Raw genomic sequence first — 21,247 nt, 5'->3', positions numbered from 1 at the left:
GCCGCGATTATAGCCTTTGCTATACCGCAGTTCGGAACGTGCGGGGGACCAGGGCGATGCGGCACCGGAACAGGGCGGACGGCATCGGGTCGCGCGGCGTCGCCGTCCGCGGCGTGGGAGGGTTGATCGAGACCCGTCTGATCGAGGCCTGCCTGATCGGGGCCTGCCTGCTGCCGGGACATGCCGCCGGAGCCGACCTCGCCGTCGCGCGCGCGGCCTCCCCCTCTCCCGCCTTCGTCGATTGGTCGGGCGGCTATGTCGGGCTCGAGGGCAGCGCCGGCGGCTCGTTCGGCGCCCTCGGCTTCGGGCCGACCACGATCGGCGGCCGCCCCATTCCAGCCTTCAAGACCGGCGACGCCACGGGTCGTGCCGACCGCAGCCGCGAGGCGACCACCGCCGTCGGCGGCGTGTTCGGCGGCTGGAACTGGCAGGCCGGCCCCTGGGTCTACGGGCTCGAGGCGGACATCGCCGGCGCCAACCTCAAGCGCCCGGTCGGCTCGACCGCGGCCGGCTTCGGCTACGAAGGGTTCGACCCGGTCTTCGACGTGATCCGCGCCAAGACCGACCTCTACGGCGTCGTGCGCGGGCGGCTCGGCGTCGCCTTCGAGCGCGCGCTGGTCTACGCCACCTTCGGCCTCGCCGGCGCCGAGACGCGCTTCCTCGCCACCTACCCGGACCGCGCCGGCGGCCCCACCGCGACGGCGCGGACCGACCGGGGCACGCTCGGCTTCACCCTCGGGGCCGGCGTCCAGTACGCGATCACCGAGCACCTCGCCCTCGGCCTCGACTATCGCTACATCGACCTCGGCGGCACCGGCCGCCTCGACCTCGGCGCGGTGCCCGGCCTCGGCTCGGTCTCGACCCGGGCGTCTTTCACGTCGAACCAGATGCTGGCGCGGCTGTCGTGGTATCCGGCCGGCCTGCGGCTGCCGCCCGAGCCCGACGAGGCGGCCCCGCACGATCCCGACAACGGCGACACCGGCCGCTTCTCGCTCCACGGCCAGACCACCTTCATCAACCAGGGCGTGAGCGGGTTCCGCTCGCCCTATCTCGGCCCGAACAGCCTGGTGCCACGCCAAGCCCAGGCGACCACGACGGCGACCGCCTTCGTCGGCTTCAAGCTGCTGGAGGGCACCGAGCTCTACTACAACCCGGAATTCAGCCAGGGCTTCGGCCTGTCGCGGACGCTCGGCGTCGCCGGCTTCGTCAACGGCGAGGCGCAGAAGGCCGGCGCGCCGTTCCCGAAGCTGCGCTCGAACCGCTACTTCGTGCGGCAGACCTTCGGCCTCGGCGGCGAGACCGAGGACGTACCCGACGGCCCGAACCAGGTCGCGACCCGCCGCGACGTCGAGCGGATCACCGTGGTCGCCGGCAAGTTCGCGCTGGGCGACTTCTTCGACGGCAACGTCTACGCCCACGACCCCCGCGTCGACTTCATGAACTGGTCGCTCTGGGCGGCCTCGGCCTGGGACTTCCCGGCCAACCTCCCCGGCTTCACGCAAGGCGTCTACGTCGAATACAACCGCGCCGAATTCGCAATCCGCGCCGCCTACACGCAGGTGCCCAAGGAGCCGTCGAACGACGTGCTCGACCCGCGGGTGTTCGACCGCCAGGGCGCCAACATCGAGTTCGAGGGGCGCTACGTCCTGCCCGCGCTCGAGCAGCCGGGCCGCGTGCGGATCGGCTTCTTCTCGAACCAGGGCAACACCGCCAACTACCGGCAGGTCGTGGCGCTGACGCAATCGGGGGTGTTCGACGACGTCAACGACGCGGTCGCAGCCACCCGCCGCCCGCGGCGCAAGACCGGCGGCTACGTCAACCTCGAGCAGGCGGTCACGGCCGACCTCGGCGTGTTCGCCCGCGTCAGCCTGTCGGACGGGCGCAACGAGAGCCTGTCCTTCACCGACGTCGACCGGAGTGCGTCGGGCGGCGTCTCGCTGAAGGGGACCGCCTGGGGCCGGTCGGGCGACACCATCGGCCTCGGCGCCACCGTGAACGGCCTCACGGAGGCCCACCAGGCCTACTTCGCCACCGGCGGCCTCGGCCTGCTGATCGGCGACGGGCGCCTGAACTACGCCCCCGAGCGGGCGCTCGAAGCCTACTACGCCATCGGCCTGACCAAGACCGTGACCCTGACCTTCGACTACCAGCGGGTGATCAACCCCGGCTACAACCGCGACCGGGGTCCTGCGGACTTCTTCGCCACCCGGCTGCACGCCGACTTCTGAGGGGTTCGCGCGGGCGCATTCCCGTCACGCGAGCCGGCCTCCACCGCGCCCGGGAATGCCCTGACGGCTACTCCGCCTCGTCCACGGTTTCGCCGAACACCGCCTCGAACCCGGCCCGCAGCTGCATGTCGACCTCGGGCATCGCGACGACGCGGCCGAGGTCGGCCAGGCTCGTCACCCCGTGGCCGCGGATGCCGCAGGGGACGATGCCGGAGAAATCCGCGAGATCCGGCTCGACGTTGAGGCTGATCCCGTGGAAGCTGACCCAGCGCCGCACGCGGATGCCGATCGCGGCGATCTTGTCCTCCACGGCGTCTCCGTTCTCCCGGCCCTTCTCCGGCCGCCGCACCCAGACGCCGACGCGGTCCTCGCGGCGTTCGGCCCGGACGTTGAAGGCGTCGAGGGTCGCGATGATCCAGGCCTCCAGGGCGGCCACGTAGGCGCGCAGGTCCGTGCGGCGGCGGTTGAGGTCGAGCATCACGTAGGCCACCCGCTGGCCGGGGCCGTGATAGGTGTACTGCCCGCCCCGCCCCGTCCGGTGCACCGGCAGCCGCGCCGGCGCCACGAGGTCGGCCTCGCGGGCCGAGGTGCCGGCGGTGTAGAGCGCCGGGTGCTCCAGCAGCCAGACGCATTCGGGCGCGAGCCCCCGCGCGATCGCGTCGGCCCGGGCCTCCATCCACGCCATCGCCGCGTCGTACCCGACAAGTGCGTCGCTGATCCGCCACGCCACCGGCGGGGAGCCCGCCCGCGGCAGGAACGTGTCGGGCGCGATCGCGAGACGGTGCGCGGCGTTTACCAAGGCTTCACCCTCTTTCGGGAATGCTCTCCTTCCACCGGTCCGTGCCGGTGGCAAGGCGTATGGGGGCGGTGGGCGCGTGGCGGTTCTGGAAGACCTCAAGGTCGATCTGACGGTGGTGCTCGGGCGCTGCCGCATGCCGCTGCACATGCTGCTGCGCATGGGACGCGGCGCGGTGATCGAACTGGAGGCGACCGAGACCGACCTCGTCGAGATCCTCGCCAACGACCACCCCGTCGCCCGCGGCCAGATCGTCGTGACCGGCAACCGCATCTCGATCGAGGTCACGGAGCTGATCCGCAAGGCGGATTCGGTGCGGATCCCCGGCGTCACCATCGGCGACGGCGCCGTGCCGTTCCTCGAAAGCCGCATGGAACCGGCCTGATCCAAGGCCCCGGCGAGGATTTGCCGGACCCTGCCGCGGAATTGCCGAGCCACGTTTCGGAATTGCTTGGCCGCAGCGCTTGTCGGATCGGGATCGATCTGGTATCCGCTGCGCCGCTCACCCGAGACGCCGGCCGCCGCAGCGGACCCGGATTTCGGAAAAGCGAACGGGACCCGACGGGTGCCGATGCGGCCATGGCGGAATTGGTAGACGCGCTAGCTTGAGGTGCTAGTCCTGCAAGGGGTGGAGGTTCGAGTCCTCTTGGCCGCACCAACGTTCTTCGATGTCGGACATCGAGACGTGGGTGCATGAAAACGGGTTTTGGGCGGCCGCGCTTCTCGATGGCGGCGCTCCCAGCGGTTCTTACGCGAACCCGACTTCGAGAGAGACGCGGATGGCGCGGTCTCTCGCTTCCGAAACACCAGACGTTTGAACGATCGCGCGCTCGGGTACTCATCGGGCAGCTGACGCTTTGCGCACGCAATGTCCAGCCTGCTGCGCGACATCGGCGAACGATCTTGGCTCCGCGTATCTCCTGCCCGCTTGCTCTATGCTGAACCAGGCGCGGCTTCGGCGCGGACATTCTTTCGAAGGCGACCATGGCAGGGCTGAAGGACAAGCGCGGCTTCATCGACAAGGACCGGCTCGATCTCTCGGAGCGGAAGGCGGTCGAGTACTGGATGAAGCGCTGGGGCGTGACGCAGGACCAGCTCACCACGGCGCACCGCAAGGCCGGCCGCATGATCAAGGACATCGCGACCGAGCTCGGAAAGAAGCGCTGAGCGAGCTGACGCTCGTAGGCAAGCTTCGGCCAATGGGCGGCGGATCAAAAAGTACGGGTCGTGGGCGTGCGGGGACGTGTTTCCGGGCGTGACGCACCCGTTTGGCGGCCAAGCTAGTCTACCACCGCTGCCGCCTCGGGCGGCTCTGAAGGCCGGTGTCAGCCTTCGCTGTCGCGGTTGAGGCCCAGAGCCTTCATCAGGTCGCCGATCGGGTCGCCCTGGGCCGCCCTGCCCGGCTGTGCGGTCGAGGCGACCGGGGTTGCGGCCTGCTCCGCGACCCGTGCCGTCGCCGGCTGGCTGCGCGGCGTGGAGGCGATCGGCCGGCGGGCGTGGACGTGCTCGGCCTTGCGCACCGGACGCGCCTCGGCCTGATCCTCGACGCTCGACAGGCTCGCCGTCATTGCGATCGGCAGGAGGGTGAAGGAGGCCGGGCGCACCAGAGCTGCCTCCACCACCGGCGCCGTGCGGGCCGGCGGGTCGTTCCAGGCCGTCGCCGCCTCGGCGGTCGCGACGACAGAGTGTCCGCGACGCGTCTCGAAGGCCGGATCACGCGGATGCAGCACATGTGCGGCCGTGATCAATCCCGTGACGAGCGCGGCGGTCGTGAGGATTGTGGACTTGACGTGTTCCATGATCTCAGAACGAACGGCCAAGGTCATGGTTCCGCTTGCGCGGAATCGCCCGTTTCGGCCCGCAGCGCCCGACCCTGAAACGAAAAGGGCGGCCCACCGGGCCGCCCTTTCGCATGTCGTGGAGCGCTTGCGGCCTACTCGGCCGCAGCCGAGGGCAGCTCGCCCAGCGGGCGGGCGCCGCTGTCGGACGCCTTCTGCTGGAGGATCATGCTGTCGCGGCGGCGTGCCACCGCGCGGATGTCGGCCACCATCGAGCCGGTGCCCGCCGGAATGAGCGAGCCGACGATGACGTTCTCCTTGAGGCCTTCGAGGTGATCGACCTTGCCGTTGACCGCCGCCTCTGTGAGGACGCGGGTGGTCTCCTGGAACGAGGCAGCCGAGATGAACGACTTCGTCTGCAGCGAGGCCTTGGTGATGCCGAGCAGGACGGGGACGCCCTGGACCGGCTTCTTGCCCTCGGCGAGCAGCTTCTCGTTGACCTCGGTCAGCTCCGTGCGGTCGATCTGGTCGCCCGCCAGGATGTCCGAGTCGCCGCCATCGGTGATCTCGACCTTCTGCAGCATCTGCCGGACGATGACCTCGATGTGCTTGTCGTTGATCGACACGCCCTGGAGCCGGTAGACCTCCTGGATTTCGTTGACGAGGTAAGCCGCAAGCTCCTCCACGCCCTTGATCGCCAGGATGTCGTGCGGCGCCGGGTTGCCGTCGACGATGTAGTCGCCGAGCTCGACCACGTCCCCGTCCTGAAGGTGGATGTGCTTGCCCTTCGGGATCAGGTACTCGACCGTCTCAGATCCGTCATGCGGCGTCAGCGACAGGCGGCGCTTGTTCTTGTAGTCGCGCCCGAAGGCGATGGTGCCCGACTTCTCGGCGATGATCGCCGCGTCCTTCGGGCGCCGCGCCTCGAACAGCTCCGCCACCCGCGGCAGACCGCCGGTGATGTCGCGGGTCTTGGCCGAGTCGGTGGAGACGCGGGCGAGGATGTCGCCGGCCTTCACCGAGCCGCCCGGGTCGTAGCCGATGATGGCGTCGACCGGGAGGAAGTAGCGGGCGTCGGAGCCGCGCGGCAGCTTGACCGGCTTGCCCTCGGAGTCGACGACCACCATCGCCGGCTTGAGGTCCGAGGTGCGCGCCGAGCCGCGCCAGTCGATGACGACGCGCTTGGCGATGCCGGTCGACTCGTCGGTGGTCTCGGTGATCGACTGGCCGTCGACCATGTCCTCGTACATCACGACGCCGTCCGTCTCGGTGATGATCGGACGGGTGTAGGGGTCCCACTCGGCGATGCGCTGGCCGCGCTTCACCTTGTCGCCGTCGTCGACGCGCAGGCGCGCGCCGTACTGCAGGCGGTGCACCGCCCGCTCCGTGCCGTCGGAGCCGACGACCACCACGGCCACGTTTCGGCCGGTGGCGATCAGGTCGCCGTCCGAGTTCTTGGCGATCGCGCGGTTGCGGATCTTGATCGTGCCTTCGAAGCTCGACTCGATGAAGGACGAATCCGCGATCTGCGCCGCGCCGCCGATGTGGAAGGTGCGCATGGTGAGCTGGGTGCCCGGCTCGCCGATCGACTGCGCCGCGATGACGCCGACGGCCTCGCCCATGTTGACGGGCGTGCCGCGGGCCAGATCCCGGCCGTAGCAGGTGGCGCAGACGCCCTGACGGGTCTGGCACACCAGCACCGAGCGGATCTTCACCTCCTGGATCCCGGCCGCCTGGATGGCGGGCAGGTGACGCTCCTCGATGGTCTCGCCGGTCTTGACGATGACCGTGCCGTCCTGGGCGACCAGGTCCTCCGCCGTGGCGCGGCCGAGGATGCGGATCGCCAGCGTGGCGACGACCTGGCCGGCATCGATGATGGCGCGCATCTTGATGCCGTTGGTCGTGCCGCAATCGACCTCGCGGATGACCGCGTCCTGGGCCACGTCGACGAGACGACGGGTCAGGTAGCCCGAGTTGGCGGTCTTCAACGCCGTGTCCGCGAGGCCCTTGCGGGCGCCGTGGGTGGAGTTGAAGTACTCGAGCACGTCGAGGCCTTCCTTGAAGTTCGAGATGATCGGCGTCTCGATGATCTCGCCCGAGGGCTTGGCCATCAGGCCACGCATGGCGGCGAGCTGCTTCATCTGCGCTGGCGAACCGCGGGCACCGGAGTGGCTCATCATGTAGATCGAGTTGATCTGCTTGTCGGCGCCGTCCTCGTCCTTCTGGACGGTCGAGATCCGGAGCATCATCTCGGCGGCGAGCTTGTCCGAGCACTTAGCCCAGGCGTCGACCACCTTGTTGTACTTCTCGCCCTGAGTGATCAGGCCGTCGTTGTACTGCTGCTCGTAGTCCTTCACCAGCGTGCGCGTGGTGTCGACGATGGTCCACTTGTTCTCGGGCACGACCATGTCGTCCTTGCCGAACGAGATGCCGGCCTTGAACGCGTGGTTGAAGCCGAGCGCCATGATGCGATCGCAGAAGATCACCGACTCCTTCTGACCGCAGTGGCGGTAGACGGTGTCGATCATCGACGAGATCTCCTTCTTGGTCATCAGCTTGTTGACGACGTCGAAGGGCACCTTGGCGTGCAGCGGCAGCGCGCCGGACAGGATCACCCGGCCGGGCGTGGTGTCGTAGGTCTTGGTCAGCGGCTGGCCGTCGGGGCCGATGCCCTTCCAGCGCCACTTGATCTTCGAGTGCAGCTTCACGGACTTCGCGGCGAGCGCGTGCTCGAGCTCGCCCATGTCGCCGTAGACGCCCTGCATCGGGTTGGTCTTGTGGTCGGGCTGGAACGCGCCGACCAAGCCCTCGCCGACGATGGAGAGGTAGTACAGGCCGAGCACGATATCCTGCGAGGGCACGATGATCGGCTGGCCGTTGGCCGGGTGCAGGATGTTGTTGGTCGACATCATCAGGACGCGCGCCTCCAGCTGAGCCTCGAGGCTCAGGGGAACGTGCACGGCCATCTGGTCGCCGTCGAAGTCGGCGTTGAACGCGGCGCAGACCAGCGGGTGCAGCTGGATCGCCTTGCCCTCGATCAGCTTCGGCTCGAACGCCTGGATGCCGAGGCGGTGAAGCGTCGGCGCGCGGTTGAGCATCACGGGATGCTCGCGGATCACCTCGTCGAGGATGTCCCAGACCTCGGGCTTCTCCTTCTCGACGAGCTTCTTCGCCTGCTTGACGGTGGCCGAGAAGCCCTTGGCGTCGAGGCGCGCGTAGATGAAGGGCTTGAACAGCTCGAGCGCCATCTTCTTCGGCAGGCCGCACTGGTGCAGCTTCAGCTCGGGGCCGACCACGATGACCGAGCGACCGGAGTAGTCGACGCGCTTGCCGAGCAGGTTCTGGCGGAAGCGGCCCTGCTTGCCCTTGAGCATGTCGGCGAGCGACTTCAGCGGACGCTTGTTGGCGCCGGTGATGACCCGGCCGCGGCGGCCGTTGTCGAACAGCGCGTCGACGGCCTCCTGCAGCATCCGCTTCTCGTTGCGGATGATGATGTCGGGCGCGCGAAGCTCGATCAGCCGCTTGAGGCGGTTGTTGCGGTTGATCACGCGGCGGTAGAGGTCGTTCAGGTCCGACGTGGCGAAGCGGCCGCCGTCGAGCGGAACCAGCGGACGCAGGTCCGGCGGGATCACGGGGACGACGGTCAGGATCATCCACTCGGGCTTGTTGCCCGACATCTGGAACGCCTCGATGATCTTGAGGCGCTTCAAGAGCTTCTTGGGCTTCAGCTCGGAGGTGGTGGTCGCGATCTCCTCGCGCAGCGCGTCGGCGATGCCGTCGAGGTCGAGCTCCTGGAGGATCCGGCGGATCGCCTCGGCGCCGATCATCGCCGTGAACGAATCCTCGCCGTACTCCTCCTGGGCGCGCAGGTACTCCTCCTCCGACAGGAGCTGACGCTCCTTGAGAGGGGTGAGGCCCGGCTCGATGACGCAGTAGGACTCGAAGTAGAGGATCCGCTCGAGATCCTTGAGCGGCATGTCGAGCAGCAGGCCGATGCGGCTCGGCAGCGACTTCAAGAACCAGATGTGTGCGACGGGGGCGGCGAGCTCGATATGGCCCATGCGGTCGCGCCGGACGCGCGCGAGGGTGACCTCGACGCCGCACTTCTCGCAGATGACGCCCTTGTACTTCATGCGCTTGTACTTGCCGCACAAGCATTCGTAGTCCTTGATCGGCCCGAAGATGCGGGCGCAGAACAGGCCGTCACGCTCCGGCTTGAACGTCCGGTAGTTGATCGTCTCGGGCTTCTTGATCTCGCCGTAAGACCACGAGAGGATCTTTTCGGGGCTGGAGATCGAGATCTTGATCTGGTCGAAGCTCTGGGGCTGAGCCTGCTGGTTGAAAAGGTTCATGACCTCTTGGTTCATGATCCGCTCCTTGCTTGACGGGAACGCGCGCCCTGCGCCGGCGCCGTCCGCGTCTTGAAATCAACTCGGCGCCGCGCCCGTCGGGGCGCCGCTGGCCGTCGGCCCGTCCGGAGGCTCCGCCCCTCCCCGCTCGAACCGTGCCGGCATCGCTGCCGGCACGGGAGGTGTCGTGTCCTTCGTGGTCCGCATCGTCTTCACGCGAACCGGCTTCCACTTCGCTCGACGAGGCGTCCGATTACTCGGCCGCGTCGGCGGGCGGCTCGAGGGCGTCGTTGGCGGCCTTCTTGGACGAGGTCAGCTCGACGTTGAGGCCGAGCGACCGCATCTCCTTCACCAGCACGTTGAAGCTCTCGGGGATGCCGGCCTCGAAGGTGTCGTCGCCGCGGACGATCGCCTCGTAGACCTTGGTGCGGCCGGCCACGTCGTCCGACTTCACCGTCAGCATCTCCTGCAGCGTGTAGGCCGCACCGTAGGCCTCCAGCGCCCAGACCTCCATCTCGCCGAAGCGCTGCCCGCCGAACTGCGCCTTTCCGCCGAGCGGCTGCTGGGTGACCAGCGAGTACGGGCCGATCGAGCGCGCGTGGATCTTGTCGTCCACGAGGTGGTGGAGCTTCAGCATGTAGATGTAGCCCATCGTCACCTTGCGGTCGAAGGGCTCGCCGGTGCGCCCGTCATAGAGCGTCGACTGCGCCGAGCGGTCGAGGCCGGCCATCTCCAGCATGGTCTCGATGTCGGCTTCCTTGGCGCCGTTGAACACCGGGGTCGCCATCGGCACGCCGCGGCGCACGTTGTTGGCGGCCTCGGCCATGTCCTCGTCCGACAGGCCTTCCAGCTCCGACGGGGAGTAGATCGCCTGCATCTCGGCGCGCAGCGGCTCGATGTCCTGGCTCTTCAGGTAGGCGTCGACCGCCTTGCCGACCTTGCGGCCCAAGCCCGCCGCGGCCCAGCCGAGGTGGGTCTCGAGGATCTGGCCGACGTTCATGCGCGAGGGCACGCCGAGCGGGTTGAGCACGATGTCGGCATGCGTCCCGTCTTCCAGGAACGGCATGTCCTCGATCGGCACGATCCGAGAGACCACGCCCTTGTTGCCGTGGCGGCCGGCCATCTTGTCGCCCGGCTGGATCTTGCGCTTCACCGCGACGAAGACCTTGACCATCTTCATCACGCCGGGGGGCAACTCGTCGCCGCGCTGCAGCTTCTCGACCTTGTCGAGGAAGCGCTGCTCGAGGCGCTTCTTCGACTCGTCATACTGCTTCTGCATCGCCTCCATCTCGGTCATGAGACGGTCCTCGACGACGGCGAACTGCCACCATTGCGAGCGCGGGTATTCGTTGATGAGCTCACGCGTCAGCGTGGTCTCCTTCTTGAACCCCTTCGGGCCGGCGATCGGCGCCTGGCCGATCAGCACGCCGGAGAGGCGGGCGTAGGTGTTGCGGTCGAGGATCGCCTGCTCGTCGTCGCGGTCCTTGGCGAGGCGCTCGATCTCCTCGCGCTCGATCGCCTGGGCGCGCTCGTCCTTGTCGACGCCGTGGCGGTTGAACACCCGGACCTCGACGATCGTGCCGGTCACGCCCGGGGGAACCCGGAGCGAGGTGTCGCGCACGTCGGACGCCTTCTCGCCGAAGATGGCGCGAAGGAGTTTCTCCTCCGGCGTCATCGGGCTCTCGCCCTTCGGCGTGATCTTGCCGACGAGGATGTCGCCCGCATGCACCTCGGCGCCAATGTAGACGATGCCGGCCTCGTCGAGGTTCTTGAGCGCCTCCTCCGAGACGTTCGGGATGTCGCGGGTGATCTCCTCCGGACCCAGCTTGGTGTCGCGGGCCATCACCTCGAACTCCTCGATGTGGATCGAGGTGAACACGTCATCCTTCACGATCCGCTCGGAAAGCAGGATCGAGTCCTCGAAGTTGTACCCGTTCCACGGCATGAACGCGACGAGGACGTTGCGGCCGAGCGCGAGCTCGCCGAACTCGGTGGACGGGCCGTCGGCGATGATCTCGCCCTTCTTCACCGGCTCTCCGACGCGGACCAGCGGCTTCTGCGTGATGCAGGTCGACTGGTTGGAGCGCTGGAACTTCTGCAGGCGGTAGATGTCGACGCCGGGCTTGGTGGCGTCGGCCTCCTCGGTGGCCCGGATGACGATACGGGTGGCGTCCACCTGGTCGACGATGCCGGAGCGGCGGGCGGCGATGGCGGCGCCCGAGTCGCGGGCGACCACGGCCTCCATGCCGGTGCCGACGAACGGCGCGTCGGCGCGCACCAGCGGCACGGCCTGCCGCTGCATGTTCGAACCCATCAGCGCGCGGTTGGCGTCGTCGTTCTCGAGGAACGGGATCAGCGCCGCGGCCACCGACACGAGCTGCTTCGGCGACACGTCCATCAGGTCGACGCGCTCGGGGCCGACGACGATCACGTCGCCGGCGCGGCGGCAGACCACCAGCTCCTCGGTGAGCTTCTTGTTCTCGTCCATCTGCGCGTTGGCCTGGGCGACGTAGTACTTCGCCTCCTCCATCGCGGAGAGGTACGAGACCTCGTTGGTGACGACGCCGTCCTTGACCCGACGGAACGGGGTCTCGATGAAGCCGTACTTGTTCACGCGCGCGAAGGTGGCGAGTGAGTTGATCAGGCCGATGTTCGGGCCTTCCGGCGTCTCGATCGGGCAGATGCGGCCGTAGTGGGTCGGGTGCACGTCGCGCACCTCGAAGCCGGCGCGCTCGCGGGTCAGGCCGCCCGGGCCAAGCGCCGAGAGGCGGCGCTTGTGCGTCACCTCGGAGAGCGGGTTGGTCTGGTCCATGAACTGGGACAGCTGCGACGAGCCGAAGAACTCGCGCACCGCGGCCGCCGCGGGCTTCGCGTTGATGAGGTCCTGCGGCATCACCGTGTCGATGTCGACCTGGCTCATGCGCTCGCGGATGGCGCGCTCCATGCGGAGCAGGCCGAGGCGGTACTGGTTCTCCATCAGCTCGCCGACCGACCGGACGCGGCGGTTGCCGAGGTGGTCGATGTCGTCGATCTCGCCCTTGCCGTCGCGCAGCTCCACGAGCGCCATGACGACCGACAGCATGTCCTCCTTGCGGAGGGTGCGGACGGTGTCCTCGGCATCGAGGTCAAGGCGCATGTTCATCTTCACGCGGCCGACGGCGGACAGGTCGTAGCGCTCGCTGTCGAAGAACAGCGAGTGGAACATCGCTTCCGCCGTCTCCAGCGTCGGCGGCTCGCCCGGGCGCATGACGCGGTAGATGTCGAACAGCGCGCCCTCGCGAGCGGAGTTCTTGTCCACGGCCAACGTGTTGCGGATGTAGGGGCCGATGTTGACGTGGTCGATGTCGAGCACCGGGATCTCGGCGACGCCGACCTCTTCCAGCGCCTTGAGCAGCTTCTCGGAGATCTCCTCGCCGGCCTCGGCCCAGATCTCGCCGGTCTTCACGTCGACGAGGTCCTCGGCGACGTACTGGCCGACCAGGTCCTCGTCGGTCGCCTTGAGGAACTTGGTGCCCTTCTCGGCGATCTGGCGGGCGTTGCGGGCGTTCAGCTTCTTACCGGTTTCGAGCACGACCTCGCCGGAATCGGCGTCGATCATGTCGACCGAGGCCTTGAAGCCCTTCAGCCGCTCGGCGTCGAACGGCACGCGCCAGTCGGCGCCGTCCCGGTCGTAGACGACCTTGTTGTAGAAGGTGGACAGGATCTCCTCGCCCGACAGGCCGAGCGCATAGAGCAGCGACGTCACCGGCAGCTTGCGCTTCCGGTCGATGCGGACGTGCACGATGTCCTTGGCGTCGAACTCGACGTCGAGCCAGGAGCCGCGATACGGGATGATGCGGGCGGCGAACAGCAGCTTGCCCGACGAGTGGGTCTTGCCCTTGTCGTGGTCGAAGAACACGCCCGGCGAGCGGTGCATCTGCGAGACGATGACGCGCTCGGTGCCGTTGACGATGAAGGTGCCGTTCTCCGTCATCAGGGGCATGTCGCCCATGTAGACGTCCTGCTCCTTGATGTCCTTGACCGACTTCGCCGCCGTGTCGGGATCGACATCGAACACGATCAGCCGCAGGGTCACCTTCAGCGGGGCCGCGAAGGTGATGCCGCGCTGGCGGCACTCGTCGACGTCGTACTTCGGCTGCTCGAAGGTGTAGCGCACGAACTCGAGCAGCGCCGTCGAGGAGAAGTCCGAGATCGGGAATACGCCCCGGAACACGCTCTGCAGGCCTTCGTCGCCGCGACCGCCCTCGGGCTCGTGCATCATCAGGAACTGGTCGTAGGACGCCTTCTGAACCTCGATGAGGTTCGGCATCTCGGCGACTTCCTTGATCTTGCCGAAGAACTTCCGAATGCGCTTGCGACCGACCAGCGTATTGGCCATGTGACCTCGCTCCACCATCTTCGCGTCCTGGTCGCCCGGGGAAGTTTTTCCAACTCCCGCACCGGGCCATGGCTCGCGTCCCGCCGGACCGCGCCACCCGAATCGACTGTTCCCAGCGGCTTGTGCCAAGCCGAAACCCGTTCCAGGGTTCGCCGGCCGCTTGAAGCGGCCTCAGCCCGCGGGTGCGAACACCCGCGGGCTGCGGTCACGGTCGACTCCCGAGAGAGCCGCCGTGGGTGACGGGCCGGGTGCGGCCCGTCGTCGACTTACTTGAGCTCGACCTTGGCGCCGGCCTTCTCGAGCTGCGCCTTGAGCTTCTCGCCCTCGTCCTTGGTGACGGACTCCTTGACGGCCTTCGGGGCCGCCTCGACGAGGTCCTTGGCTTCCTTGAGGCCGAGGCCGGTGATCGCGCGGACCTCCTTGATGACCTCGATCTTCTTGTCGCCGACGGCGGCGAGCATGACCGTGAACTCGGTCTGCTCCTCGACGGCGGCGGCGCCCGCACCGGCGGCCGGGCCGGCGGCCACGGCGACGGCGGCGGCAGCCGAGACGCCCCACTTCTCTTCGAGCATCTTGGCGAGGTCGGCGGCCTCGAGAACGGTCAGCGACGACAGGTCGTCAACGAGCTTGGCAAGATCAGCCATGGTGATGATCCTCTAACGATATCGGTGTGAAGGGATGGGTTTGAAAGGGGTGAACGACCGTCAGGCCGCCTCGTCCTTGATGGCATAGGCTCCGAACACGCGGGCGAGCTTGGCCGCCGGCGCGTTGACGACCTGAGCGATCTTGGTCGCGGGAGCCTGGACGAGGCCCACGATCTTGGCGCGCAGTTCGTCGAGGGACGGGAGCGAGGCGAGGGCCTTCACGCCGTCCGGGTTCAGAGCGGTCGCACCCATGGCGCCGCCGAGGATCACGAGCTTGTCGTTGGCCTTGGCGAAATCCACCGCCACCTTGGCGGCCGCGACCGGATCGCTCGAATAGGCGAGCAGGGTCGGGCCCTTCAGGAGGGGCTTGATGGAGGCGACGTCCGTGCCATCGAGAGCGATGCTGGCGAGGCTGTTCTTCGCGACCTGCACGGTGGCGCCGGCCAGCTTCATCTGCGAACGCAGCTTCTGCATCTCGGCGACCGTGAGGCCTTTGTAGTGGGCCACGACGACGACGGCGCTCTTTGCGAACACGCCGTTGAGCGTCGAGACGAGATCAGCTTTTGCTGTCCTGTCCACTGGGGCTCTCTCCGGTTTGAGCGGAACCCGAGAATGGGTCCGCCGGTTGCACGTGCCGCCCGGGACGGAACTTCGACCTTGGTTAAGCCGAAAACGTCCTGGACGACGCTTCACGGCCCTGTCCCCCGGTGCCGCCCCCGCGAGGGGTGCGATGCCTAAGGGCTGAGATGGTTCAAACCGATGCCTTCACGCCGTCCCTCATCGGTCGGGCGCTTCGAAACTGCGGTCTTCCCCGTCTGTGCAGGCTTTGCGGATTAAGCCGGCGAACCGGCACCTGCAGTCTCGGACAGGACATGGCCGGACACGGCCTTCAGAGGTTTTCACCCCTTAGGTCCTGCCGGCCATCGACGCCCGGTCACCCAGGCGGCGTCTCGATACGGAGCCCGCCCGGGCGGACGGGCTCCATCAACAAACATGAAAATTGCGTGGAGCGCGGTGTATAGAGCCAAGCAAGCGCCCTGCCAAGTACCGAAACGCGACTTTTCCGACGTGGTCGCGCCGCGCCGGCCGTCGCGGCCCTAGGCCGCCTCGCGCTCCGGCACGAAGCGCTTGCGCGCGTTCTCCCACCACGAGCGCTGCCGCGCGGCCTCCGTCTCGGCGGCCTTGGCCGCGTAGAACGAGGCGTTGTGCTCGCCGCGCAGGGCCTCGCGGGTGAAGCGGATCAGGTGGTGGGCGACGAAGCCCATGTTGAACACCGCCTCGATCTGCCCGCGCTTCAGGGCGTAGCCGGCCGCCGACCAGAACGGCCGGCGGTAGTCGGAGAAGATGCCGACCCGGGTGATGATGTTGAACCCGAGGATCAGCCCGCGGCGCAGGTTGGTGAAGGTGAGCTTGCCCTTGGTCGGCGTCTTGATCCGGTGGGGATAGGTCGTCGCGCACTGGTGCTTGAAGCGCTCGAAGATCTTTTCCGGCTCGTAGGCGTGCGCGATGGCCCGGCGCCAGCTCGACACCACGGTGTCGTGCGGACGCTTGAACAGCACGTTCGATTCGAGGCTGGCGTCGTGGAGCAGCCGCCCCTCCTTCTCGAGCCGGTCCCAGAGCGGAGTCTTCGGCAGCGCCTGAAGAATGTTGATCGTCAGGACGGGGATGCCCGACTTGTCGATGAAGTCGATCAGGTACTGCTCGGAAGCGTCCGATTCGGTGTCGAGGCCGAGGATGATGCCCGAGGTCACTTCGAGCCCGTAGGAGTTCAGCGTCTCGATCGCGCCGTACATCGGCACGGCGGCGTTGTGGGTCTTGTCGATGCCCTTGAGCGCGTCCTCCTCCGGCGTCTCGATGCCGACGAACACGGTCATGAAGTTCGCCTGGCGCATCAGCTCGAGGATCTCGGGCTGCTTGGCCATGTTCAGGGTCGCCTCGCAGGCGAACTGGAGCGGGTAGTCGTTCTTCTTCTGCCACGCCACCAGGTGCGGGAGCATGTCCCGCGTCGCCTTGCGGTTGGCGATGAAGTTGTCGTCGACGAAGTAGACCACCGCCGGGTGGCCGGGCTGGCTGATGATCGCGTCGAGCTCGGCGCACATCTGCTCGGCGCTCTTCAGCCGCGGCTGGCGCCCGTAGAGCTGCGGGATGTCGCAGAACTCGCAGCGGTACGGACAGCCCGACGAGAATTGCAGCGAGCCGATCAGGTAGCGCTTCAACGGAGCCGCCTCGTAGGCCGGCGCCGGGAAGTCGGAGAGCGGCAGCCGCTCCTTCGTCTCGAGCCGAACCTGGGCCGAGGGGCGCGTCAGGTCGCGGTCGAGGATCGATACCAGCTCGTCCGTGGCGTCGCCGATCTCGCCCATGTGGAGGTAGTCGAAGTCTGGGTACTTCTCCGGGGCGCCCGAGACCGAGGGGCCGCCGAGCACCGTCACCTTGCCGGCGGCGTGCGCGCGCTTGGCGATCTCGTGGATCTGCGGCTCCTGGATGTGCATGCCCGACACGAACACCGCGTCGGCCCAGGCGAACTCCTCAGGCGTGGCGCGCTTGATGTTCTCGTCGACGAACCGGCACTCCCAGCCTTCCGGCATGTAGGCCGAGATCAGCAGGAGCCCCTGCGGCGGCATGAAGGCCTTCACGCCGCCCATCAACGGGTAGGCGTGGGAGAACGTCCCGAAGGACGGCGTGTAGGCGGGGAAGACGCATAGGATGCGTCGCTTGGTCTGTACGGGGAGGGTGCATCGCATGCCGTCTATTTAGCACAGGCACGGGCGATGGCGCCCCCCTTGGCTGCGGCAATCTGCATCGTGATGTCGGGTATGGAGCCGCTCCGCGGCGCTTCTCGTGCTGGGTCCCGGCTCGCCTTTCGCTGACGCTTCAGGCGTCCAGGAAAACGGCGAGGGTTTGCTGCCAGGGTCGAGTCATGCGCACCCGATTTCCCGGACGGGTGAAGCGAAGCGGAACCCGATCCGGGACCCAGCCTGGAAAGCGCCGCGCAGCGGCTCTGGCTACTGATTGAGATCGAGATACAGATCACGCCGATCCGGGTTCATCGCCTCGATCAGCGCCAGCTTCCAGGCTCGCCGCCAGCGCTTGATCGCGTACTCACGAATCCGAGCGTCGATGATGCGCGGATGATCCTCGTACCAGACCAGCATCACGACGCCGTAGGTCTTGGTGAAGCCGGGCGTCACTGCAGTCCGATGCTCCCAGACGCGTCGTGCGAGATCCGTCGTGGAACCGGTATAGAGCGTTCCGTTCCGCTGGTTGGCCAGGATGTCGACGTGAGACGTCATCGGTGGCCCGCAGCGGGAGGACTCAAACGAAAAACGCCCGGCCGCAGGGGCCGGGCGCTTCGTCGTTCGTGCGGGACGGATCAGGCGCCGAGGACGGAGCCCGGCTCGACCTTCACGCCCGGGCCCATCGTCGAGGTGACGGCGATGCGCTGGATGTAGGTGCCCTTGGAGCCGGCGGGCTTGGCCTTGGCCACCGCGTCGGCGAACGCCTTGATGTTCTCGACGAGCTTCTGCTCGTCGAACGAGACCTTGCCGATGCCGGCGTGGACGATGCCCGCCTTCTCGACGCGGAACTCGACCGAGCCGCCCTTGGCGCCGGCGACCGCGGACTTCACGTCCATGGTGACGGTGCCGACCTTCGGGTTCGGCATCAGGCCGCGGGGGCCGAGCACCTTACCGAGGCGACCGACGAGCGGCATCATGTCCGGGGTGGCGATGCAGCGATCGAAGTCGATCTTGCCGCCCTGGACGATCTCGAGGAGGTCCTCGGCGCCGACGATGTCGGCGCCGGCCGCGCGGGCGTCGTCCGCCTTGGCGCCGCGGGCGAACACCGCCACCCGCACCTTCCGGCCGGAGCCGTTGGGCAGGTTGCAGACGCCGCGGACCATCTGGTCGGCGTGGCGCGGGTCGACGCCGAGGTTCATCGAGACCTCGACGGTCTCGTCGAACTTGGCGTTGGCCTTGGCCTTCACCATCGCGACCGCCTCGGCGATGCCATAGAGCTTGGTCGGGTCGATGCCCTCGCGGGCGGCGCGGATGCGCTTGCCTTCGTTTGCCATGGTGCCCTCCCCTTACGCGGTGACTTCGAGGCCCATGGCCCGCGCGGAGCCACGGATCATCGCGACGGCGGCGTCCACCGAGTCGCAGTTCAGGTCGGGCATCTTCTTCTCGGCGATCTCGCGAAGCTGCGCCTCGGAGACCTTGCCGACGTTGGAGCCGGGTTTGCCGGGGGTCTTGGAGCCCGAGGCCGGCTTCTTGCCGATCTTCAGGCCCGCGGCCTTCTTCAGGAAGAAGGTGACCGGCGGCTGCTTCATCTCGAAGGTGAAGCTGCGATCCTGATAGGCCGTGATCACGACTGGGATCGGGGTCCCCTTCTCGATCTGCGCGGTCTTCGCATTGAAGGCCTTGCAGAATTCCATGATGTTGAGGCCGCGCTGACCGAGCGCGGGACCGATCGGCGGCGACGGGTTGGCGGCGCCGGCCGGGACTTGAAGCTTCACGTAGCCCGTGATCTTCTTCGCCATGGGACTGCTCCCAAATGATTGCGCGCCGCCGGGCTGCCTGAGGCTCGGTCGGACGGGCGGTTGCAGGTCGCGGTGCGGACCGTGGACCCCGGCGGCGAACCGGGCGGGCCTTCCGCGTGTGATCGGCGAAGTTCGAGCTGCGGGGAGAAGGGTCGCCCCTGCCCTCTCCGCCGCCCTCCGTCCGCTCTACGTCAGGCCTTCTCGACCTGGGCGTATTCGAGTTCCACCGGGGTGGCGCGGCCGAAGATCGACACGGCGACCTTCAGGCGCGAGCGGCTCTCGTCGACTTCCTCGACGGTGCCGTTGAACGAGGCGAAGGGACCGTCGGCGACGCGGACCGTCTCGCCGATCTCGAAGGAGATCGAGGGCTTGGGACGATCGACGCCCTCGGCGACCTGGCCCTTGATCCGCTCGGCTTCCGAATCCGGGATCGGTACCGGCTTCGACTTGTCGGCGCCGAGGAAGCCCGTGACCTTCGGGGTGTTCTTGATCAGGTGGTAGACCTCGTCGGTGAGGTCGCACTTCACCAGCACGTAGCCGGGGAAGAACTTCCGCTCCGCGTCGACCTTGCGCCCGCGGCGGACCTCGACGACCTTCTCGGTCGGGACCATCACCTCCTCGAAGAGGTCCATGAGCCCACGCTGGGCCGCCTGATCCTTGATGGACTGGGCGACCTTGTTCTCGAAATTCGAGTAGGCGTGGACGATGTACCAGCGCTTCGACACGGTTCTGATCGACTCCTGAGCGTTCGCGGCGGGCCGGGGCCCGAGGCGGTGTGTGTTGTCCTAGAGACCCAGGATCAGGCCGACGAAGTAGCGCAGGCCCTGATCCACCACCGTGAAGAACAGGCTCGCGACCACCACCATCACGAACACCATGATCGTGGTGACCGTGGTCTCCTTGCGGGTCGGCCACGTGACCTTGCGGCCCTCGTCGCGCACCTGCCCGAGGAAATCCAGCGGGCCGACGCGCTTCGGCGCGGGCCGGGCGGGAGGGGCGTTGCGCTGCGGCGGCTGCGAGGCCGCGCCGCGGACCGGGCCGCGCGCCGGATCGGCCTTCTTGGTCGCTTCGTTCGATGCCATGGCGTCAGGAACCGGGTTTCGAGAATGACGACGGGTTCGGAAGCTCGCTCGAACGAGCCCGAACCGACAGCCGCCATCGATCTCGGAGTGCGCCCGCTCTAGCGCAAGTCGTCGGGGTTGTCGACAGCCGCGGCACGTCGCGGGAATGGGAGATGGGCAGCAGCTGGTGGCTGGAAGGCGCTGTAGACTGGCAGGAGTGGAGGGACTCGAACCCGCAACCTCCGGTTTTGGAGACCGGCGCTCTGACCAGTTGAGCTACACTCCTATCGTGTCGCCCAATGCCCGATCGGGCGCCGGGATGCAAGGCCCGGCCGGGCGGGAAATGCGTCAGCGGCCGTGATCGGCGCGCTCGGCCGCCGTCAGCGGTCGCAATCCCGCGGCGTCGGCGTGGAACAGCTCGTCGCTGCGGCCGTAGGGCCCCTTCCGCAGCCGGTCGCGCACCTGCGCGGCGAAGCCGGCGCGGGCCTTGCTGTCGGCGGGCCACGCCATGAGCAGGTCGCGCGTCGGGATCGCGACGGTGACGGCCTCCGCCTTCAACGCGCTCCGGACCCTGTCGAGATAGCTCGGCAGCATCAGGCGGGCGGCGTCGTAGTTGTCGTCCTCGCTCGTCATGACGAAGATGGGCGTGCCGTCGGCGACCGCGAGCGCGAACGCGGCGTCCTTCGAGGCCTCGGCGAGGTTGGCCAGCGCCAGAGCCTCGATGGCGGTCGGGATCGCCCCGGCGCCGACGCCCCACCCGTCGAGCATCGACCGGGTCAGGTAGCGCATCCGGTCCGTCCCATCGATGACGTAGGCCACGACCAGGGTCTCGGAGAAGGTCCGCGTGGCGAGGTCCGGCACCTGCCGCAGAATTTCGCGCGGCAGAAGCTGCACCCGCAGCTGCGTGCGTACCGCCGCGAGACTCGGCTCTCCGGTCGACGGCGGCGCGTTCACGGCCTTCAGCGCGGTGGCGAGGTGCGCCTCGATCAGTCGCCGGCGCGCGTCGCCGGCGAGCGGGGCGATGCGCGGATAGAGGTTGGTCAGAGTGATCGTGCTGCCGCCGAACAGGATCTGCTTCGGATCGGGGTCGGGGAGGATCTCGGCCCCGGGCAGCATCGCCCGCAGGACGGCCGCCACCTCGGCGCGGAAGCGTCCGTCGCTGAGGGCGTCCGCGCAGGCCGGGCGGATCAGGATCGCGCTCGCGGCGGCGGCGAGCAGCAGACGGCGCGTCGGCCGCGGAAACCTGATCGAGGTGTTCATTCCTGATGGTCCGCCGAAGACCGCGGGCATCAGGAAAGTAAACCGGAGGCCTCGTGTCAAGCTCCGGGGCCGTCGCGGCTGAGGGAACGCCGATTTGAGGCGGTGACGACGGGGCTTGGACCCGATTCCACGGCCTCGGCGACGCAAAACGGCCGGCGGAGACCGCCGGCCGTGCCGAATCGCTCGCTTCGAGCAGCTTACGCGTTGATGGCGGCGACG

Annotated in this window: 16 protein-coding genes and 2 tRNA genes; 4 read left to right on the top strand and 14 right to left on the bottom strand. The window is 67.9% G+C overall.

From position 1 onward, the window contains the following. The first annotated feature begins 56 nt into the window (after positions 1–56). A complete protein-coding gene (locus MFF13_RS08275) occupies positions 57–2,228 on the top strand; it encodes a carbohydrate porin (protein ID WP_147753000.1) in 2,172 nt (723 codons plus the stop codon). A gap of 67 nt (positions 2,229–2,295) precedes the next feature. Here MFF13_RS08275 and lipB read toward each other — a convergent pair whose 3' ends face one another. Beyond that, positions 2,296–3,027 carry a lipoyl(octanoyl) transferase LipB gene (gene lipB, locus MFF13_RS08270; RefSeq protein ID WP_147752999.1) on the bottom strand — a complete coding sequence of 244 codons (732 nt, stop codon included), beginning with the start codon at positions 3,025–3,027 and terminating at the stop codon, positions 2,296–2,298. A 76-nt stretch (positions 3,028–3,103) separates the two neighbouring features. On the opposite strand from lipB, the gene MFF13_RS08265 reads away from it, so the two are divergent. The 3 genes from MFF13_RS08265 to MFF13_RS08255 all read left to right on the top strand — a co-directional run bounded on the left by MFF13_RS08265 (position 3,104) and on the right by MFF13_RS08255 (position 4,191). Beyond that, positions 3,104–3,409, top strand: coding sequence for a FliM/FliN family flagellar motor switch protein (locus tag MFF13_RS08265; protein WP_147752998.1), 306 nt, complete (start codon positions 3,104–3,106; stop codon positions 3,407–3,409). Positions 3,410–3,597: 188 nt separating this feature from the next. Next, positions 3,598–3,682 (top strand) — tRNA-Leu (locus MFF13_RS08260). A 326-nt stretch (positions 3,683–4,008) separates the two neighbouring features. Then, the gene (locus MFF13_RS08255) at positions 4,009–4,191 is read left to right on the top strand and encodes a DUF3606 domain-containing protein (RefSeq protein ID WP_147752997.1); all 183 of its coding nucleotides are present in this window, start codon (positions 4,009–4,011) and stop codon (positions 4,189–4,191) included. 158 nt (positions 4,192–4,349) lie between these two features. Here the strand turns inward: MFF13_RS08255 and MFF13_RS08250 are convergent, their stop codons facing one another. From MFF13_RS08250 to MFF13_RS08190, 13 genes are all read right to left on the bottom strand, one after another. Then, positions 4,350–4,844, bottom strand: a complete 495-nt coding sequence (locus tag MFF13_RS08250) for a hypothetical protein (RefSeq protein WP_147752996.1) — start codon at positions 4,842–4,844, stop codon at positions 4,350–4,352. Positions 4,845–4,957: 113 nt separating this feature from the next. Next, positions 4,958–9,169: a DNA-directed RNA polymerase subunit beta' gene (gene rpoC / locus MFF13_RS08245; RefSeq protein WP_147752995.1), complete on the bottom strand. Its 4,212-nt coding sequence runs from the start codon at positions 9,167–9,169 to the stop codon at positions 4,958–4,960. A gap of 235 nt (positions 9,170–9,404) precedes the next feature. Then, positions 9,405–13,529: a DNA-directed RNA polymerase subunit beta gene (gene rpoB / locus MFF13_RS08240; RefSeq protein ID WP_147752994.1), complete on the bottom strand. Its 4,125-nt coding sequence runs from the start codon at positions 13,527–13,529 to the stop codon at positions 9,405–9,407. 266 nt (positions 13,530–13,795) lie between these two features. Beyond that, positions 13,796–14,173, bottom strand: coding sequence for a 50S ribosomal protein L7/L12 (gene rplL / locus MFF13_RS08235; protein WP_147752993.1), 378 nt, complete (start codon positions 14,171–14,173; stop codon positions 13,796–13,798). A gap of 60 nt (positions 14,174–14,233) precedes the next feature. Continuing rightward, positions 14,234–14,752 (bottom strand): 50S ribosomal protein L10, encoded by a 519-nt coding sequence (gene rplJ / locus MFF13_RS08230; RefSeq protein WP_147752992.1) that lies wholly within the window; start codon positions 14,750–14,752, stop codon positions 14,234–14,236. 518 nt (positions 14,753–15,270) lie between these two features. Next, a complete protein-coding gene (locus tag MFF13_RS08225; RefSeq protein WP_147752991.1) occupies positions 15,271–16,914 on the bottom strand; it encodes a B12-binding domain-containing radical SAM protein in 1,644 nt (547 codons plus the stop codon). A gap of 261 nt (positions 16,915–17,175) precedes the next feature. Continuing rightward, a complete protein-coding gene (locus MFF13_RS08220) occupies positions 17,176–17,463 on the bottom strand; it encodes a GIY-YIG nuclease family protein (protein WP_147752990.1) in 288 nt (95 codons plus the stop codon). Positions 17,464–17,543: 80 nt separating this feature from the next. Then, on the bottom strand, positions 17,544–18,242 hold the full coding sequence (gene rplA / locus MFF13_RS08215; protein ID WP_238271846.1) for a 50S ribosomal protein L1: 699 nt from the start codon (positions 18,240–18,242) through the stop codon (positions 17,544–17,546). 12 nt (positions 18,243–18,254) lie between these two features. Further along, positions 18,255–18,707 carry a 50S ribosomal protein L11 gene (gene rplK, locus MFF13_RS08210; RefSeq protein WP_147752988.1) on the bottom strand — a complete coding sequence of 151 codons (453 nt, stop codon included), beginning with the start codon at positions 18,705–18,707 and terminating at the stop codon, positions 18,255–18,257. Between the two features lie 191 nt (positions 18,708–18,898). Beyond that, complete coding sequence (gene nusG, locus MFF13_RS08205; protein ID WP_147752987.1) at positions 18,899–19,432, bottom strand: transcription termination/antitermination protein NusG; 534 nt, start codon at positions 19,430–19,432, stop codon at positions 18,899–18,901. A 60-nt stretch (positions 19,433–19,492) separates the two neighbouring features. After that, positions 19,493–19,789 (bottom strand): preprotein translocase subunit SecE, encoded by a 297-nt coding sequence (gene secE, locus MFF13_RS08200; protein WP_147829754.1) that lies wholly within the window; start codon positions 19,787–19,789, stop codon positions 19,493–19,495. A gap of 188 nt (positions 19,790–19,977) precedes the next feature. Next, positions 19,978–20,054, bottom strand: a tRNA-Trp gene (locus MFF13_RS08195). Positions 20,055–20,116: 62 nt separating this feature from the next. After that, on the bottom strand, positions 20,117–21,028 hold the full coding sequence (locus MFF13_RS08190) for a DUF1444 domain-containing protein (protein WP_238271845.1): 912 nt from the start codon (positions 21,026–21,028) through the stop codon (positions 20,117–20,119). Positions 21,029–21,247 lie beyond the last annotated feature (219 nt).

The organism is Methylobacterium cerastii (genome assembly GCF_022179125.1).
Lineage (GTDB): Bacteria > Pseudomonadota > Alphaproteobacteria > Rhizobiales > Beijerinckiaceae > Methylobacterium > Methylobacterium cerastii.
The sequence above is the reverse complement of the archived record's forward strand: the minus strand, read 5'-3'. Positions and strand labels throughout refer to the sequence as shown.